We start from the raw sequence: 17068 nt of genomic DNA on the forward strand, positions 1-17068 counted from the left end.
GTACCGCGCCGGGCGCGCGGTACGGCCCCTTCGGCGTTCTCTAGATCATTTGCTTTCGTGACCCCCCGAATGTGAAGGCGGGATAAGGGCTCGTTACTCTGAGCATGTTCAAAAAGATGTTCGGAGTGGGGACGGGTGCACTGCCCGTAGTCACGCGGGAGGGATTGCACACCAATGAACCTGAAGCGCATGGCCGTTGTGGCCGCCGCGGCCGTCGTCGGACCGACGGTCCTCATGGCCACCCCGGCCATGGCCGACGAGGCCAAGCCCACCTCGGTCGAGACGCCCGACGCAGGCCTGACCGGCGGCGACGCCGCGGGTGCGGGCGAGGCCGAGACCCCGGCTCCGGTCGTCCCGGTCGCCCCCGTCGTCCCGGTCGTCCCGGCTCCGGTCGTTCCGCCGGTGACGGACGGCGGCCCGGCCCCCGTTCCGGCCCCGGCCCCGGGTGCCGACACGGGCAAGGAGGAGCCGAAGGACGACGCGGTCCCGGTCGCGAACGGCCCGAAGCTCACGCTGACCGGCGTACCCGCCTCCTTCACGGCCGGTGGCGCCGCGCAGGGCTTCAAGCTGCACGTGGACAACTCCAAGGGCGGCGACCTCAAGGACTACGCCCTGGGTCTGAACCTCTTCACGGCCGACACGATGAAGCTCACGGGCGAGCAGATCCTGCTCGAGGCCTACCTCGCCGACGAGAACGACAACGAGGGCTGGCAGCCGGTCGAGGCCTACGGCTCCGAGGAGGCCTACGGCCTTTTCCTCGGCAACGGCTCCATCGCCAAGGGCGATGTCTTCGACATCGAGCTGCGGCTGAAGTTCGCCAAGGACGCCCCCGCCACCGGCGTGGGCCTCCACACCGTCGGCTGGAGCAACGTCGAGGACGAGGAGATCTGGTCGGAGACCGAGAGCTACCGGACCCAGCTCAAGGCCGCCGAAGCCGGCAACGGCGGTGGCAACAACGGCGGTGGCAACAACGGCGGTGGCAACAACGGCGGTGAGCAGGGCAACGGGAACACCGGTGGCAACACCAACAACCCGAAGCCCAACGGTGGCTCCACCACGCCGGTCGTCGACCACACCACCGGCAACGGCAACACCGGCAGCAACACCGCCGCCGGCCAGCTCGCCGAGACCGGCGCCGACGCCGCCACCTCCTGGGCCCTCGGTGGCGCGGGCGTGGCCCTCGCCATGGGCGCGGCCCTGGTCGCGGGCACCGGCCGCCGCCGCCGTCCGACCGCGTAACACCTCGCGGCAGGACCCGTAGGACGACGGGAAACACGAAGGGGCCCGTGCGCGCCACGCGCACGGGCCCCTTTCCCGCATCCGGTCTAGACGGCCGGCGGCGGTGACGAGGGGGAGGCCGACGGGGACGGGGTGCAGACGGTGTCGGCGGCGGGGGCCTTTCCGTCCAGCAGGTAGGAGTTCACCTTCTGCTGCACGCAGGCGTCGCCGCTGTTGTACGCGCCGTGCCCCTCGCCCTTGTAGGTGAGCTCCACGCCGACGCCCGGGCCGAGCCGCTCCACCATCTTGCGCGCGCCCTCGTACGGGGTCGCCGGGTCGCCGGTGTTGCCGATCACCAGGATCGGGGCCGAGCCCGGGGCGGAGACGTCCGGGGTGTTCCAGGCGCCCGCGACGGGCCAGTCGGTGCAGCTCATCATGGCCCAGCCGAGGAAGTCCCCGAAGACGGGCGAGGCGGCGCGGAAGTCCGGCAGCTTCGCCTTCGTCTGCGCCAGGGTGTAGCGCTCCTTGGAGTCCGCGCAGTTGATCGCCGTGTTCGCGGCGCCGATGTTGCTGTACCGGCCCTGCTGGTCCCGGCCGTTGAGCGCGTCCGACAGGGCCAGGAGCAGCTGTCCCTGCCCGCCCTCGGCCTCGTCGAGCCCCTGCTCCAGCAGTGGCCACAGCTCCTTGGAGTACAGGGACTGGGCGATGCCGTTGGTGGCGGAGCTCTCGGTGAGCTGCCGGTCTCCGATGCCGGCGATGGGCTTGGCCGCGAGCTCCTTCTGGAGCTTGATGATGTTCGCCTCGATCTCCTTGGCGGTGCTGCCCTGGATCCGGCAGGCGTCGCCGCGGTTCACGCAGTCCTGGGCGAAGTTGCCGAGGGCGAGCTGGAAGCCCTTGGCCTGGCCGAGCGCCCCCTCCTCGGCGTTCTTCGTCGGGTCGACGACGGCGTCGAAGACGGCCCGGCCGACGTTCTTGGGGAAGAGGTGGGCGTAGACCCCGCCGAGCTCGGTGCCGTAGGAGATGCCGAAGTAGTACAGCTTCTCGTCGCCGAGGGCCTGGCGGATGCGGTCCAGGTCGCGGGCGGCGTTCTCCGTGCCCACGTAGGGCAGCACCTTGCCGGAGTTCTTCTCGCAGGCCTTCTGGTAGGTGACGATGTTGGTGAGGAAGGCCTTCTCCTGCTCCGGGGTCGAGGGGGTGGAGTCGGAGGCGTAGTACGCGTCCAGCTGCTTGTCGTCCTCGCACTTCACGGGCGCGCTGCGGCCGACGCCGCGCGGGTCGAAGCTGACCAGGTCGTACCGCTCGCGCAGGGCCGCGTACTCGCTCGCCGCGCCGGGCAGGGTGGTGATGCCGGAGCCGCCGGGGCCGCCGAAGTTGAAGACGAGCGAGCCGATCCGCTTGTCCTTGTCGCGGGCCTTGGCGCGGATGAGCGCGAGCCCGATCGTCTCGCCCCCGGGCTCGGCGTAGTCGAGGGGTACGTCGAGGACGGCGCACTGCCAGTCCTTGCCGGGCACCTGCCCGCCGCCCTCGGCCGCGGTGGGGGCCTCGCAGTCCCCCCACTTGAGCTTCTTGACCCCTTGGGCGGCGCCGTCCTTGCCCCGCTTCTCCTTGCCCCCGCCGTCGGAACAGGCACTGGTGGCGAGCAGCGCGGCGGCGACGGCGGCGGCAGCGGCGGCCCGGAGGGCGTTTGTCGGCATGTCTCCATCCTGTGGGCCGCCCGTCCGGCGCGCCCCCGCGCTGACCCATCCGGGTCAGCCGCCGGGCCACGGCGCGGACCCGCCCGCGGCTACGGCTGCGCCAGGACCTGCCGGGCCGCCGCGCGGCCCGTCGCGACGCAGGCGGCCACGCCGACGCCCTCGTAGGCCGCTCCGCACAGGGCGATGCCCGGCAGCTTGCCGGCGGCCTCGCGGATACGGGCGACGCGGTCGCGGTGGCCGACCCCGTACTGGGGCAGGCCGCGGTCCCAGCGGGTGACGCGGGTGGCGAGGGGTTCGCCCATCGGCCCCACCGCGTGGTGGAGTTCGGCGATCGCCGAGCGGACCAGGTGGCGGTCGGGGCGGCGCAGCAGCTCGTCCTCGCCGATGCGGCCGATGGACGCGCGCAGGACGAAGGTCTCCGGTGCCGCGTCGTGGAGCCAGGACCACTTGTTGGAGAGGAAGGACGCGGCCTTGAGCGTGTGGCCGTCGACCGGCGGGACCAGGAAGCCGTTGCCCCGGGGGAGGAAATGGGCCTGGGCGCGGGAGAAGGCCATGGTGATCACGGCCGTCGACGCATGCGGGATGGCGGAGAGTTCGGCCTCGGCGAGGGGGGAGTGGGGGCGCAGCAGCTCGGCCGCCGCGAAGGCGGGCAGGGCGAGGACGACCGCGTCCGCCTCCATGGTCAGGGCGCCGTCGCCGGTCATCGCCTGGACCCGCCAGCGGTCGCCTGCGGTCCGCTGCAGCGAGCGGGCGGTCGTACCGGTGAGGATGCGGGCCCCGCAGGCCTCCGCGACCGCCGCCGGGAAGCGGCCTGCGCCGCCGACCACGCCCTGGACGGCCACGGCCGCCGAGCGCGGGGCGCCCGCCGCGCGCATCCGGCGCAGGGCCGGCAGGAGCGGGGTGCCCTGTTCGGCGAGGGCCGCGATGCGGGGCATGGCCGCGCGCAGCGAGAGCCGGTCGGCGAGGCCGGCGTAGACGCCGCCCAGCATGGGTTCGACGAGGCGGTCCACGGCCTCCTGGCCGAAGCGGGCCGACAGGTACGCGGTGACCGAGCAGTCCTCGGTCAGCGGGGTGGCCGGGAGGGTCTCCTCGGCGGCCACGCGCTCGACGCCCTCGGGGGAGAGCAGTCCGGTGCCGATCAGCGAGGCGGGGTCGGTGGGGACGCCCATCACGTGGCCGGGCGGCAGCGGGCGCAGGGCGCCGTTGGTCCAGATGGTGGTGGGGGCCTTCGCCGGGTCGCACAGGGCCTCGCCCAGTCCGACGGCGGCGGCCAGTTCCACGGCCTCGGGACGCAGGGCCATGAGGGATTCGGCGCCCTCGTCGACCGTGATTCCGGCGATGGTGCCGGTACGGAGCTTCCCGCCGACCTGGGCGTGGCTCTCCAGTACGGTCACGTCGGCGAGGCCGCGCAACTGCCACGCGGCGGCCAGACCGCTGATTCCGCCGCCGATGACGATCACTGAACGCATGGTGTTCTCCCGTGGCCCCGAGGGCCGATATGTTCCCATATGAAACATATGGGAACCCTGTGATTCAGCGCCTCATGCTTTCGGCCAGAGCCTCGATCTCCTCCGGGTACGGGAAGCTGCCCGGCTCGTACGCGCAGTACGGGTCGGCCTCCAGCACGTCGCGCGTGAAGCCGTACGCCCGCGAGCGCGAGCCCCCGCACACCGTCTTGAACTCGCACGCCCCGCACTTCCCGCGCAGCAGCGAGGGGTCGCGGAGCGTGGTGAACAGCGCCGATCCCCGGTAGATGTCGGTCAGCGGGTGGTTCTTCACGTTGCCCGCCGAGACGGGCAGGAACCCGCTGGGGTGCACCTCGCCCGTGTGCGAGATGAACACGAAGCCGCGGCCCGAGGAGACGTCCATCGGCGGGCGGCGCACGGCCCGCCCCTCGCCCTCGAAGACCCCGAGCTCGCGGGCGCGGGCCGACAGGCGCTCGTGGAGCTCGCCCAGGACCGGACGCTCCCCGCGCGCTGCGAGGACGGTGCGCTGCATCGCGACCCGCCGGAAGTGGTGGCCCTCCGTCGTCTTGGTGGCCATCACGGCCCCGCAGTCGTACAGGAAGTGCAGGACGTCCTCGACCTCGGCGGCGGTCAGGGAGTCCAGCTGCTCGCCGCGCCCGGTCGGGACCAGGACGAAGCCGGACCACAGCATCGCGCCCTCGCGTTTGACGAGCGCCGCGATGTCGGCCAGGTCCGCGAGGCTGTTGCGGGAGACCGTGGTGTTGATCTGGACCTTCAGCCCGAGCTCCCGGGCCGCCCGCCAGCCCTCCAGGGTCCAGTCGTAGACCCCGGGCACGCCCCGGAAGGCGTCGTGCCGCCCGGCCGTCGAACCGTCCAGGGAGAGGGAGAGCGCGATGGCGCCCGCTTCGCGCACCGCCACCAGGTTCTCCCGCGTCAGCGTCGGCGTGCCGGAGGGGGACACCGCGACCCGCAGGCCCAGCGAAGTCCCGTACGCCACCAGGTCGGTGAGGTCGGCGCGCTGGAAGGGGTCCCCGCCGGTGATCACGAAGAGCGGGCCGGGCTTGCCGAAGGCGGCGATCTGGTCCATCACCCGCCGGGCGTCCGCGCCGTCGAGCTCCTCGGGGTGGCGGGCGGTCTGCGCCTCGGCCCGGCAGTGCAGGCAGGCCAGCGGGCAGGCCCGCGTCGCCTCCCAGATCACGATGAAGGGCCGTTCGCCGACCGCGTGCCGGGGCCGGCGGACCACCGTCCGGGAGGGCCGGGCGGTGGGGGCCGCGTGGCCGGTCCGCTCGGGGCGCCGGGTCACGACACGCGCTCCCAGCCGCGCTTGGTGGCGCGGTTGGCGAGCTGCTTCGGGTCCCGCTTGCGGTAGACCACGTACGGCCGGAACAGGTACTTCAGCGGCACCGAGAACATGTGCACCAGGCGCGAGTACGGGATCAGCGCGAACAGCGTGAACCCGAAGAGGATGTGCAGCTTGAAGGCGAGCGGGGCGCCCGCCATCAGGTGGTAGTCCGGGGTGAAGGTGAACAGGCTGCGGAACCACAGCGAGATGCCGTCGCGGTAGTTGTAGTCGTTCGTCATGCCCGTCGAGTTGAGGACCGTCGCCGTCAGGCCGAGGACCATCGCGCCGAGCAGGAAGGAGTACATCAGGTGGTCGCTGCGCAGCGTCGCCCTGCGCACCCCGGGGACCTTCAGCCGCCGGTAGACCAGGATGCCGATGCCCGCGGCGGCCGCGACGCCCGCGACCGTTCCGGTGGAAATGGCCATCAGGTGGTAGGCGTGGTCGCTCAGGCCCACCGCGTCGGTCCAGCTCTTGGGGATCAGCAGGCCGACGACGTGGCCCAGGACCACGAAGAGCATGCCGAAGTGGAAGAGCGGCGAGCCGATCCGCAGCAGCCGCGATTCGTGCAGCTGGGAGGAGTGGGTGGTCCAGCCGAACTTGTCGAAGCGGGCCCGCCAGACCGTGCCCGCGATGAGCAGGGCGATCGAGACGTACGGGAGCACGCCCCACAGGAGGAGGTCCATCAGGCCGTCTGCCTTTCGGGTGCGGTGGGCCACGGGAGGTCGGCGGGGGCCGGGAAGGGGAGGTCGGAGGGCATGTCGATGCCCGGCCCGAAGGGTTCGAGCGCCGATCCCGCCCCCACCAGCTCCTGCGGCGGCCCGTTCTTCGCCAGCGCCTTCGCCTCGGCCTTGGTCTCGGGGGAGGGACCGGGCAGCGTCGAGCAGACGGCTTCGAGGACCCGGGCGTACGGGGACGCGGACTCGGTGAGCGCGAGCCGCAGCAGCTCCAGCCCGGCCCGGTGCTCCTGGAGCAGTTCGGTACCGGCCTCCTCCACGCGGGCGGCGAACTCCAGGGCCACCGGCAGGAAGTCGGGGAGTTCCTCGCCCGCGTACTCCAGCCCGAAGTCCCGGTAGATCCGCTTCAGCCGGACCAGGGACAGTCCGCGCCGGCGGGTGTCGCCGTCCACCCACCAGGTCAGGTAGAGGCAGCGCCGGTTGCGGGTGTCGAAGGTGGAGGTGTACTGGGCGCACAGCTCGATCGGGGTCTGCCGTTCGGCCTCGTCGAGGAACGCCCCGAGCAGTTCGGCCGGTTCGGCGGGCGCCCCGGCGAGGGCCGCACGGAGCCGCGGGAGTTCGTCGTGGAAGTAGTCGCCGGGGTACTGCAGGACACAGCCCGCGACCAGCCGTACCAGCGCATCGCCGGACCTCGGGTAATCCGTCACGAACTCCTCCTCGTGGGAGCGATGTTGAGCATCACCCTCGGTTCGGGCAGGGCGCTCACGGGACAGCCGGCGTCCGCTCCGGCGGGAGCGTCCAGCGGGTGCGAGCCGGCGAGCGCCTCGGCGTCGGCGCGGGCGGCGGTCGGGATGACGAAGCGGTCCTCGATCTTGGCGATGGCCAGGAGGCGGAACATGTCCTCCATCTCCTGGCCGGACAGGCCGACGGCCCGCGCGATCGACTCGTCCTTCTCCTCGCCGAGGTTGACGCGGCGCATGTACGCGCGCATCGCGGCCATCCGGCGCAGCACCGCCTCCACCGGCACGGTGTCGCCCGCGGTGAGGATCGCCGCGAGGTACTCGACGGGGATGCGCATGGCGTCGATGGCGCCGAAGAGGTTGCCGGCGTCCTCGCCGTCGCTTCCGGTGGCGGCGACCGCCTCGACGACGGGGGAGAGCGGCGGGACGTACCAGACCATCGGCATCGTCCGGTACTCCGGGTGGAGCGGGAGGGCGACCTGGTAGGTGGCGATCAGGTCGTAGACGGGGGAGTTGCGGGCGGCTTCGAGCCACTCGTCGGTGATGCCGGACGCGCGGGCGGCGGCGATCACGGCCGGGTCGTCCGGGTCCAGGAAGCACTCGACCTGGGCGGGGTAGAGGTCGTGCTCGTCCTCCACCGCGGCGGCCTCGGCGACCTTGTCGGCGTCGTAGAGCATCACGCCGAGGTAGCGCATCCGGCCCACGCACGTCTCCGAGCAGACGGTCGGCATGCCGACCTCGATGCGCGGGAAGCAGAACGTGCACTTCTCGGCCTTGCCGGTCCGGTGGTTGAAGTACACCTTCTTGTACGGGCATCCGGTCACGCACATCCGCCAGCCGCGGCACTGGTCCTGGTCGACCAGGACGATGCCGTCCTCCTCGCGCTTGTACATCGCGCCCGAGGGGCAGGACGAGACGCACGCGGGGTTGAGGCAGTGCTCGCAGACGCGCGGGAGGTAGAACATGAAGCTCTGCTCGAACTCGAAGCGGATCTTCTCGCCGACCTGGTCGCGGATCTTCTCGACGATCGGGTCCTTCGGCGCGTTCGCGGGGGCGCCGCCGAGGTTGTCGTCCCAGTTCGGGCCCCACTCGATCTTGTCGATCGGTTCGCCGGTGACCTGTGAGACGGGCCGGGCGGTGGGCATGTCGTCGCCCGCCGGGGCCTCGGTGAGGTTCTTGTACTCGTAGGTCCAGGGCTGGTAGTAGTCGTCGATCTCCGGGAGGTCCGGGTTCGCGAAGATCTTGCCCAGCTTGGCGAGCCGGCCGCCCGCCTTGAGGCGGAGCTTGCCGGAGCGGGTGCGCTCCCAGCCGCCCTTCCACTTCTCCTGGTCCTCCCAGCGGCGGGGGTAGCCCTGGCCGGGGAGGGTCTCGACGTTGTTGAACCAGACGTACTCGGTGCCCTGCCGGTTGGTCCACGCCTGCTTGCAGGTGACCGAGCAGGTGTGGCAGCCGATGCACTTGTCGAGGTTCATGACCATGGCTACTTGTGCCATAACGCGCACGATTAGAACTCCACCTTCTGGTCGCGGCGGCGGATGACCGTCACCTCGTCGCGCTGGTTGCCGGTCGGGCCGAGGTAGTTGAAGGCCCAGGTGAGCTGGGCGTAACCGCCGATGAGGTGGGTGGGCTTGAGCATCACCCGGGTCAGCGAGTTGTGGATGCCGCCGCGGCGGCCGGTCTTCTCCGTCTTGGGGACGCCGACCGTGCGCTCCTGCGCGTGGTTCATGTAGACCGTGCCGGGCGGCATCTTGTGGGAGACGATCGCGCGGGCGGTGATCACGCCGTTGCGGTTGACCGCCTCGATCCAGTCGTTGTCCGCGACCCCGATGGCCTCGGCGTCCTGCGGGGACATCCACACCGTCTGACCGCCGCGGCCCAGGGTCATCATGTAGAGGTTGTCCTGGTACTGGCTGTGGATCGCCCACTTGTTGTGCGGGGTGAGGTAGCGGACGGCGACCGACTTCGTCTTCTCGTCGACCGTGCCGAGCTCGGGCTCCCCGTACAGGGTGTGCATGTTCAGCGGCGGCTTGTAGACGGGGAGGGACTCCCCGACCTCGTGCAGCCAGTCGTGGTCGATGAAGAAGTGCTGGCGGCCGGTGAGGGTGTGCCAGGGCTTGAGGTGCTCGGTGTTGACCGTGAAGGCCGTGTACCGGCGCCCGCCGGCCTCGGAGCCCGACCATTCGGGCGAGGTGATCACCGGGACCGGGCGGGCCTGGGTGTCGGCGAAGGTGATCCGCTTGCCCTCGGCCTCGGCGGCCAGGTGGGCCATGTGCGTGCCGACCTTCTTCTCCAGGGTCTCGAAGCCCTGGGTGGCGAGGCGGCCGTTGCTCGTGCCGGAGAGGGAGAGGATCGCCTCGCAGGCCTGCTGGGCGGTCTCCAGCCGGGGGCGGCCGTCGGCGGCGCCGCCGCGGACCGTGCCGTTCTTCGCGCCGAGGTAGGCGATCTCCTCGCCCACGTCGAAGGTGATCGCCTTCGTGGTCACGCCGAGCTCGTCCACGAGCGGGCCGAGCGCGGCGAACTTCTCGCCGACCGCCCCGTAGTCGCGCTCGACGACCGTCAGGTTGTACATCGTCCTGCCGGGTACGGGCTCGCACTCGCCCTTCGACCAGTCCAGCGCGACCCCGCCGGGCTGGGCCATCTCGCCGCCCGGGGTGTCGTGCTGGAGCGCGGTGGCCACCAGGTCCTTGCGGACGCCCAGGTGGGTTGCGGCGAGCTCGCCGAAGCGCTCGGCCAGGCCCTTGAAGGCGTCGTAGTCGGACTTCGCCTGCCAGGGCGGGTCCACGGCCGGGGTGAAGGCGTGCAGGAAGGGGTGCATGTCCGTCGAGGACAGGTCGTGCTTCTCGTACCAGGTGGCGGCCGGGAGGACCACGTCGGACAGGAGCGTCGTGGACGTCATCCGGAAGTCCATGGTCATGAGCAGGTCGAGCTTGCCCTCCACGTCCTCCTCCCGGTACGTCACGTCCTTGGGCGTGCAGCGCGGCCCGTCCTCGGGGAGGTTGGAGTGGGTGCCGAGGAGGTGCTTGAGGAAGTACTCGTTGCCCTTGGAGCTGGAGCCCAGCAGGTTGGCCCGCCACACGTTGAGCACGCGCGGCCAGTTGTGAGGGGCGTCCGGGTCCTCGCCGGCAAAACCGAGCTCGCCGCTCCGGAGCTGGCGAACCGTTTCCGCGACCGGGTCCTCGGCCTCGCCGAGTTCCAGGGAGTTGCGGTCGAACGTCGGGTACGAGGGCATCCAGCCCATGCGGGCGCTCGCCGCCAGGCAGTCCGAGCCCGTCATCCCCTCGAAGGCGCCGCTGCCGAGCGGAGAGGCGAGGGCCTCGGCCGGGAGGGTGTCGTAGCGCCACTGGTCGGTGTGCAGGTAGAACCAGGCCGCGCCGATCATCTGACGGGGCGGGCGCGACCAGTCCGAGGCCGCCGCGAGGGTGGCCCAGCCGGTGACCGGGCGGCACTTCTCCTGGCCGACGTAGTGGCCCCAGCCGCCGCCGTTGCGGCCCTGGCAGCCGGTGAGGGTGAGCAGGGCGAGGAAGGAGCGGTAGATGGTCTCGGAGTGGAACCAGTGGTTCGTGCCCGCGCCCATCAGGATCATGCAGCGGCCCTCGGACCGCTCCGCGGTGTGCGCGAACTCCCGTGCCACGCGCGCCGCCTGGGCCGCCGGGACGGAGGTCAGCGACTCCTGCCAGCCGGGGGTGCCCGGGGCGCTCGCGTCCTCGTAACCGGTGGGCCACTCGCCGGGCAGGCCCTCGCGGGAGACCCCGTACTGGGCCAGCATCAGGTCGAAGACCGTCGTGACGAGCCGGTCCCCATCGGGGGTCGCGAGGCGCCGTACGGGCACACCGCGGCGGATCGTGCCGCCCCGCTCGTCGTCCTCGAAGCGGGGGAGGGTGATCTCGACGCTGTCGTCGGCGGTGCCGTGCAGGGTCAGCCGCGGAACGGTGTCACCGAGGTCGAGGTTCCACTCGGGCTTCTCGTTCTTGCCCCAGCGGTGGCCGAGCGATCCGTTCGGCACGACGGTCCCGCCGGTCGCGTCGTCGATCAGCACGGTCTTCCACCGCGCGTTCTCCGTCTCCCGGCCGAGATCGGCGGCGGTGACGAACTTGTCCGGAACCAGCCCCTGTCCGGTCTCCTTGAGGGAAACCAGGAAAGGCAGGTCCGTGTACTTCCGGACGTAATCCGTGAAGAACGGCGTCTGCTTGTCGACGAAGAATTCCTTGAGGATGACATGGCCCATCGCGAGGGCCAGCGCACCGTCCGTTCCGGGGTGCGGGTGCATCCATTCGTCGGCGAACTTCGTGTTGTCCGCGTAATCGGGGGAGACGGTGACGACCTTCTGGCCGCGGTAGCGGGCCTCGGCCATCCAGTGCGCGTCCGGGGTCCGGGTGACGGGGACGTTGGAGCCCCACATCATCAGGTACGCGGCGTCCCACCAGTCGCCCGACTCGGGCACGTCCGTCTGGTCGCCGAACACCTGCGGCGAGGCCACCGGAAGGTCGGCGTACCAGTCGTAGAAGGACAGCATCGGAGCGCCGATGAGCGAGTGGAAGCGGGCTCCGGCGGCGTGCGAGGCCATCGACATCGCCGGGATCGGCGAGAAGCCGGCCACCCGGTCCGGGCCGTGCTCCTTGATCGTGTGCACGTGCGCGGCGGCGACGATCTCCGTCGCCTCCTCCCACGTCGCGCGCACCAGCCCGCCCTTGCCGCGCGCCTTCTGGTAGCGGCGCCGGCGCTCGGGGTCCGCCTGGATGTCGGCCCAGGCCTCGACCGGATCGCCCAGGCGCCCCTTGGCCTCGCGGTACATCTCCAGGAGGGCGCCGCGCACGTAGGGGTAGCGCACCCGGGTGGGGGAGTAGGAGTACCAGGAGAAGGAGGCGCCGCGCGGGCAGCCGCGGGGCTCGTACTCCGGGCTGTCCGGGCCGACGGAGGGGTAGTCCGTGGACTGGGTCTCCCAGGTGATGATCCCGTCCTTGACGTAGACCTTCCACCGGCAGGAGCCGGTGCAGTTCACGCCGTGGGTGGAGTGGACGACCTTGTCGTGGCTCCACCGGTCCCGGTAGAACGCCTCGGCGGCGCGCCCGCCGGTCCGGTGAACGGTCCGCAGGTCGGCGGAGACCTCGGCCCGGGTGAAGAAACTGCCCGCCTTGATCAGCGATTCGGCGGCGTCCTGGTGTTCGTCGCGTCCATTGCGTTCGTGGCGCTCGTGCAAGGCGACCCTCCAGGCCGGAATAAAAGCGGTGCGCGGGGTCCGGGCAAGATGACCCACACACGACGCTACGCCCGGTCCGGAGGCGAACCCGATGACAAAGGTCCCCTCCGGGCGTGACCTAATTCCGGTATTTCACAGGTCCAGTGGATGCCACCCTGGAAAAGGTCAACTCCGGTACGGAACCGGAAAATTACGGCCTCGCATACCAATTTCCGAAAGGGTCGGAACGTGTCGTCGAAGAACGCCTCCTGGATACCGGACCAGCACGGGGCCTGGGCGATGCTCACCGTGCCGTTCCTCGCGGGCACCTTCCTCTCCCCGCACCCGGGGTGGCGGCACGTGCCGCTCCTGGCGGCCTGGCTGCTCGGCTACGCCGCGGTCTTCCACGGACAGCAGTGGCTGCGCCTGCGCCGGGTCGCGGCGCGCCGTCCCGCGGTGGCCCGGCGCCACGTCCGCCCGGCGCTCGTCCTCGGCGGGGCCACGGCCCTGGCGGGCGTCCCGCTCGCGGTGCTCCACCCCTGGCTGCTGCTCGCCGGCGCGGCCGCGGCGCCCTTCGTGGCGGTGAACACCCGGTACGCGTACCGCAACCGGGAGCGGGCGCTGCTGAACGGGCTGGCGGCGGTGGTCCCGGCGTGCGGGATGCTGCTGGTCGCCGCACGGCTGGGCGGGGGCGGGCTGCCGTGGCCGCCCGCCGCCGCCTGCCTGCTGTACTTCGCCGGGACCGTCCCGTACGTGAAGACGATGATCAGGGAACGCGACTCCCGTACGTACCACCGCGGTTCGGTGGCCTACCACGCGGCGGCCCTGGCCCTGGCGGCCTGCCTGTCGCCGTGGCTGGCGATCCCCTTCGCGGCCTACCTGGCCCGCGCGGCCGTCCTCCCGGGGCGCGGGGTCAAGGTCCCCGTGGTCGGCGCGATCGAAATCGCCGGGTCGGCCGCCCTGCTCACGTCCCTGCTGCTGCTCTTCTGACCCGACGGGTCACCGGAGCGGGATCGAGCGGAACTCGTCCAGCACGGCGAAACCGGTGCTGTCGTACAGGCTCATCGCGACCTCGTTGCCGCCGAAGACGTTGAACATCATCGCCTCGTCCCCGCCCTGGCGGGTGGCCCACTCGCCGACGGTCATCGCGGCCCGGCCGTAGCCCTTGCCGCGGTGCTCCTCGTACACCTCCAGCGAGAAGCCGAAGGTCACGCCCGGCAGGAACCCGTGGTTCACCCAGCCCGTGCCGACCACCTGCCCGTCGGCCTCCAGCGCGTAGAAGGCGTGCCCCGGGGTGTGGAAGCCCTGCGGGAGGTGGCGGGCGAAGTCCTGGTCGGACTTCTCCTTGGCCTGCTCCGGGGTCAGGGCCCCGGCCCGGACGATGTCCGCGATGTAGGCGGCCTCCTCGCCGGCGTACCAGCCGGGGTACTCAGCCTCGGTGAGCCGGCGGACGTTCAGCCCGGCCGGCAGCTCGGGCCGCTCGGCCGCCGCGCGCATCCGGTTCTGTCCGCGTACGGGGTAGCCGGCGAAGACCCCGGCCGTGCCGCCGGATCCGTCCCCGGTCGGGCCTGCGGTTGCGTCGCCGGTCACGCCTCCCGTGACGCGGACCTCCACGCGCTCCGCGCCCCGCTCGGCGCACCACCGCTCGGCCCACTCGCGCCCCGCCGCTGCCGCCGCCGTCAGGTCGTGGATCCTGCCCACGGCCGACCCGCTGTCCTCGGACACCCCGACCGCGATCCACCCGGTGCCGTCCGTGGCCACCGTCCAGTCGTCGATCCCCTTCGACGCCCGCTCCAGCAGGGCCCGGGCCAGCGGCTCCGAGCACCCCGCCGCCCGGTACCCGGCCAGCACCCGCTCCTCGAACCCGCCCCGCCACTCGCCGTGGTCGGCGACTATCTCGATCCCGTTCATCCGCCCAGCCTAGGCAGGGGAGCCGACGGAATCCGCCGGTTTTTCCGGGCCTCCGATCCAGGCACCGATCCGGGCCCCGATCCGGGCCGCCGCCCCGGAGGGCCGCTCCGCGGAGCGGCCCTCGGATCGCCTCTCAGATCGCCTCTTTGCGCGTCAGGAAGTTGAACGAGAGCCACCCCGGCAGCACCGGCAGCCAGAACGTCATCAGCCGGAACAGCAGCACCGCCGAGATCGCCACCTGGTTCTCCAGCCCCGCCGCGATCAGGCCCAGCGTCAGCGTGGTCTCCACCGCGCCGATGCCGCCCGGCGTCGGCGCCGCCGAACCCAGCGCGTTGCCCGCCAGGAAGACGACCGCGATGCTCGCGTAGCTGATGGCCTCGCCGCCGCCGAACGCGCGGATCGAGGCGTCCAGGCACATGACGAAGCAGCCGGTCAGCAGCAGCATCCCGCCGATGCCCGTCAGCAGCTTCTGCGGCCGCTGCAGGACGTCCAGCATGCGCGGCACCACGCCCGCGAACAGCGCCCGCACCCGGGTCGCCACGAACTTGCGCAGGAACGGCACCGCCGTCACGACCAGCACCAGTACGGCCACCGTGAGCAGGCCGGCGATGACCGTCCTGGAGGGGGTCATCTCGGGGGTCTTCTCCGTCCCCGTCAGATAGCCGAAGGACAGCAGCAGCAGGATGTGGCTGGCCAGCCCGAAGAGCTGGGAGGCGCCGACACTGGCCACCGCCAGCCCCGGCCGGATGCCCGCCCGCTGGAGGAAGCGGGTGTTGAGCGCGACACCGCCGACCGCCGCGGGAGCCACCAGCTTCACGAAGGAGCCGGCGACCTGCGCCAGTACGGTCCGCAGGAACGGCACCCGCTCGGGCACGAAGCCCAGCAGGCTCATCGCCGCCGCGAAGTAGGTGAGCGCCGAGAAGGCCAGCGCCGCCCCGACCCAGCCCCACCGCGCCTCGGCGACGATCGTCGCGAAGTTCACGTGGGCGAGCTGCGTCAGCAGGAAGTACGCGCCGAAGGCACCCGCGATGAACGACACCAGCGTGCGCGGCCGGATGCGCTCCAGGCGGGCCGGCTCCACCGGCGCCTGCGGGCGGATCAGCAGCACCTGCTGGCGGATCTGGCTCAGCAGGTCCTCCTCGCGGGCCCCGTCGAGCGCGTCGTCCAGCGCCTTCTTCTCGGCCTTGCGGTCGGCGGCCGAGCGGGAGGCCGGCGAGGCGGAGTCGGCCTCGCGGGCCGCCTTCGCCGCCCGCGAGGACTCCAGTACCGCCTCCCGCTCGCGGTCCGCGCGCTCGCGCGCGAGCTTGCGCAGCGTCGCCCGCGTCGAGCGGCTCAGCGCGATCGGCTGGAGCAGCGGCAGGCAGTCCGCCACCGCGTCCGGGCCGAGCACCGACACCGCCGAGGCGACCGAGCGTTCGGCGCCGACCCGCAGGCCGAGGGTGGTGAGCAGCTGGGCGATGTCCATGCGGAGGACGAGGTCGCCCGCCGCGATCTCCCCGCCGCGCAGGTCGGTCAGGGTGACGCTGCCGGAACGATCCACCACGAGCGCGTCCCCGGTGAGCCGCCGGTGGGCGATCCGCCGCGACTGCAGGGCCCGTACCTGCTGCCACGCGTTGCGGCTCAGCCCGTCGGTGATCTCCTCGTCGGACAGCTGGTCCAGGCTCCGGCCGCCCAGGTGCTCGTAGACGAGCATCACGGCGTCCGGGCCCAGCTCGGAGGTGGCGATGAGCTTGGGCGCGTTGGCCCCGGCGGCGATGGCCGCGTACGCGAGCAGCGCCTCCTGCTCCAGCGCCTGGCGCAGCGACTGCAGGCTGCGCCGGGTGGTGATGCCGCGCAGGGTCAGGCGCCGCCAGACCCGGTAGTAGAAGCCCTGGGCCTGCTGCTCGCGGTCCACGACGGTGACGTCCAGCGGCGGGCCGTCCTCCAGGGTGACGTGGTAGCGCCGGCCCCGGTCGCTGACCTCGGCGCTGTCGGGCCCCTCGGGGGACTCCGCGCGCATCGCGCTGACCGGCTGGAAGCCGACCCGGCGGAGGCCCGCGAGGAGGTTCTGCCCGGTGGGCCGGACGTTCGGCGAGCCGACCGCGTACAGCGTTCCGTACGCGACGCTCCAGCCGATGAGCACGGTCAGGATGATCGAGAAGGGGGTGGTGTAGCCGCTGACCAGCATCGCGAAGGCGTCCAGCAGCAGGACCACCCACAGCGCGACCCGCCAGCGCGGCCGGCGCGTCATCCCGACGGCCGTCATGTACGCGATCACGGGCGCGAGGTAGCCGTGCACCGGATCGGTGAGGGCCCCGCCGACCCCGTTGGGCCGGGTCAGCGCCTCCTGGATGGTCTCGGAGGCGGCCTGGGAGACCCACAGGTCGGTGGCGAGGGTGACCCCGTGCGCGAGGACGGCGGCGAGCACGCCGTCGGCGATGCGCAGCCCGTCGCGCTTGATCAGCCGCTCGATGGCGAAGGCCACGGGCACGAGGAGCACGGCGATGCTGGACACGAGCCCGGCGACCTTGATCAGTACGTCCGGGGCCTGCCCCGTGCCGTTGCTGATGTCCTGCTCCAGGCCCGCGGTGGTCCGCTGGGCGAAGGCGGCGATGCCGAGGACCAGGGCGATGCCCAGGATGCCGACCAGGAGCCGGACGAGGTCGGACGGGCGGTGCACGCGGGCGGCCAGCAGCGGTTCGTCGACCTCGACCTGGTCGACGGCGGCAGGGGTGTGCTCGTGCGGGGCCCCGGGCGCCGCGGAGGCCTTGGCGTCTTCCGCGTCTTCGGCGCCCCTGGAGTCCCCGGCGTCTCTGGAGTCTCCGTCCGGAGGACTCACACCCTGCTCCCTTCCCGTCACTACCGTCT

11 protein-coding genes are annotated in these 17068 nt (G+C 72.0%); 2 read left to right on the plus strand and 9 right to left on the minus strand.

What is annotated here, in order from left to right:
* Nucleotides 1-174: 174 nt before the first annotated feature.
* A complete protein-coding gene (locus tag ACWGDE_RS12400; RefSeq protein WP_453388918.1) occupies nucleotides 175-1239 on the plus strand; it encodes a hypothetical protein in 1065 nt (354 codons plus the stop codon).
* A gap of 86 nt (nucleotides 1240-1325) precedes the next feature.
* On the opposite strand, the gene ACWGDE_RS12405 is transcribed toward ACWGDE_RS12400, so the two are convergent.
* The 7 genes from ACWGDE_RS12405 to ACWGDE_RS12435 form a co-directional block, all read right to left on the minus strand.
* Complete coding sequence (locus ACWGDE_RS12405) at nucleotides 1326-2912, minus strand: alpha/beta hydrolase (RefSeq protein WP_453388919.1); 1587 nt, start codon at nucleotides 2910-2912, stop codon at nucleotides 1326-1328.
* An 89-nt stretch (nucleotides 2913-3001) separates the two neighbouring features.
* Nucleotides 3002-4381 (minus strand): protoporphyrinogen oxidase, encoded by a 1380-nt coding sequence (hemG, locus tag ACWGDE_RS12410; protein WP_453388920.1) that lies wholly within the window; start codon nucleotides 4379-4381, stop codon nucleotides 3002-3004.
* Between the two features lie 64 nt (nucleotides 4382-4445).
* Nucleotides 4446-5681 carry a TIGR04053 family radical SAM/SPASM domain-containing protein gene (locus ACWGDE_RS12415; RefSeq protein WP_453388921.1) on the minus strand — a complete coding sequence of 412 codons (1236 nt, stop codon included), beginning with the start codon at nucleotides 5679-5681 and terminating at the stop codon, nucleotides 4446-4448.
* Entirely contained in the window at nucleotides 5678-6403 is a 726-nt protein-coding gene (narI, locus tag ACWGDE_RS12420; protein ID WP_453388922.1) for a respiratory nitrate reductase subunit gamma, read from the minus strand. Before narI ends, ACWGDE_RS12415 begins: the two co-directional genes overlap by 4 nt.
* Nucleotides 6403-7101 (minus strand): nitrate reductase molybdenum cofactor assembly chaperone, encoded by a 699-nt coding sequence (gene narJ / locus ACWGDE_RS12425; protein ID WP_453388923.1) that lies wholly within the window; start codon nucleotides 7099-7101, stop codon nucleotides 6403-6405. The genes narI and narJ overlap by 1 nt, the downstream gene beginning before the upstream one ends.
* Nucleotides 7098-8636, minus strand: coding sequence for a nitrate reductase subunit beta (narH, locus tag ACWGDE_RS12430; RefSeq protein WP_453388924.1), 1539 nt, complete (start codon nucleotides 8634-8636; stop codon nucleotides 7098-7100). Before narH ends, narJ begins: the two co-directional genes overlap by 4 nt.
* A gap of 2 nt (nucleotides 8637-8638) precedes the next feature.
* The gene (locus tag ACWGDE_RS12435; protein WP_453388936.1) at nucleotides 8639-12274 is read right to left on the minus strand and encodes a nitrate reductase subunit alpha; all 3636 of its coding nucleotides are present in this window, start codon (nucleotides 12272-12274) and stop codon (nucleotides 8639-8641) included.
* Nucleotides 12275-12559: 285 nt separating this feature from the next.
* On the opposite strand from ACWGDE_RS12435, the gene ACWGDE_RS12440 reads away from it, so the two are divergent.
* Nucleotides 12560-13300, plus strand: coding sequence for a YwiC-like family protein (locus ACWGDE_RS12440; RefSeq protein ID WP_453388925.1), 741 nt, complete (start codon nucleotides 12560-12562; stop codon nucleotides 13298-13300).
* Nucleotides 13301-13309: 9 nt separating this feature from the next.
* On the opposite strand, the gene ACWGDE_RS12445 is transcribed toward ACWGDE_RS12440, so the two are convergent.
* Entirely contained in the window at nucleotides 13310-14221 is a 912-nt protein-coding gene (locus tag ACWGDE_RS12445; protein WP_453388926.1) for an N-acetyltransferase family protein, read from the minus strand.
* Between the two features lie 133 nt (nucleotides 14222-14354).
* Entirely contained in the window at nucleotides 14355-17039 is a 2685-nt protein-coding gene (locus tag ACWGDE_RS12450) for a lysylphosphatidylglycerol synthase transmembrane domain-containing protein (protein WP_453388927.1), read from the minus strand.
* Nucleotides 17040-17068 lie beyond the last annotated feature (29 nt).

Source organism: Streptomyces sp. NPDC054956 (assembly GCF_053609185.1).

Coding starts and splice junctions, on each gene's coding strand:
- ACWGDE_RS12400 (WP_453388918.1), top strand. CDS start 175: ATGAACCTGAAGCGCATGGCCGTTGTGGCCGCCGCGGCCGTCGTCGGA.
- narI (WP_453388922.1), bottom strand. CDS start 6,403: ATGGACCTCCTCCTGTGGGGCGTGCTCCCGTACGTCTCGATCGCCCTG.
- ACWGDE_RS12405 (WP_453388919.1), bottom strand. CDS start 2,912: ATGCCGACAAACGCCCTCCGGGCCGCCGCTGCCGCCGCCGTCGCCGCC.
- hemG (WP_453388920.1), bottom strand. CDS start 4,381: ATGCGTTCAGTGATCGTCATCGGCGGCGGAATCAGCGGTCTGGCCGCC.
- ACWGDE_RS12445 (WP_453388926.1), bottom strand. CDS start 14,221: ATGAACGGGATCGAGATAGTCGCCGACCACGGCGAGTGGCGGGGCGGG.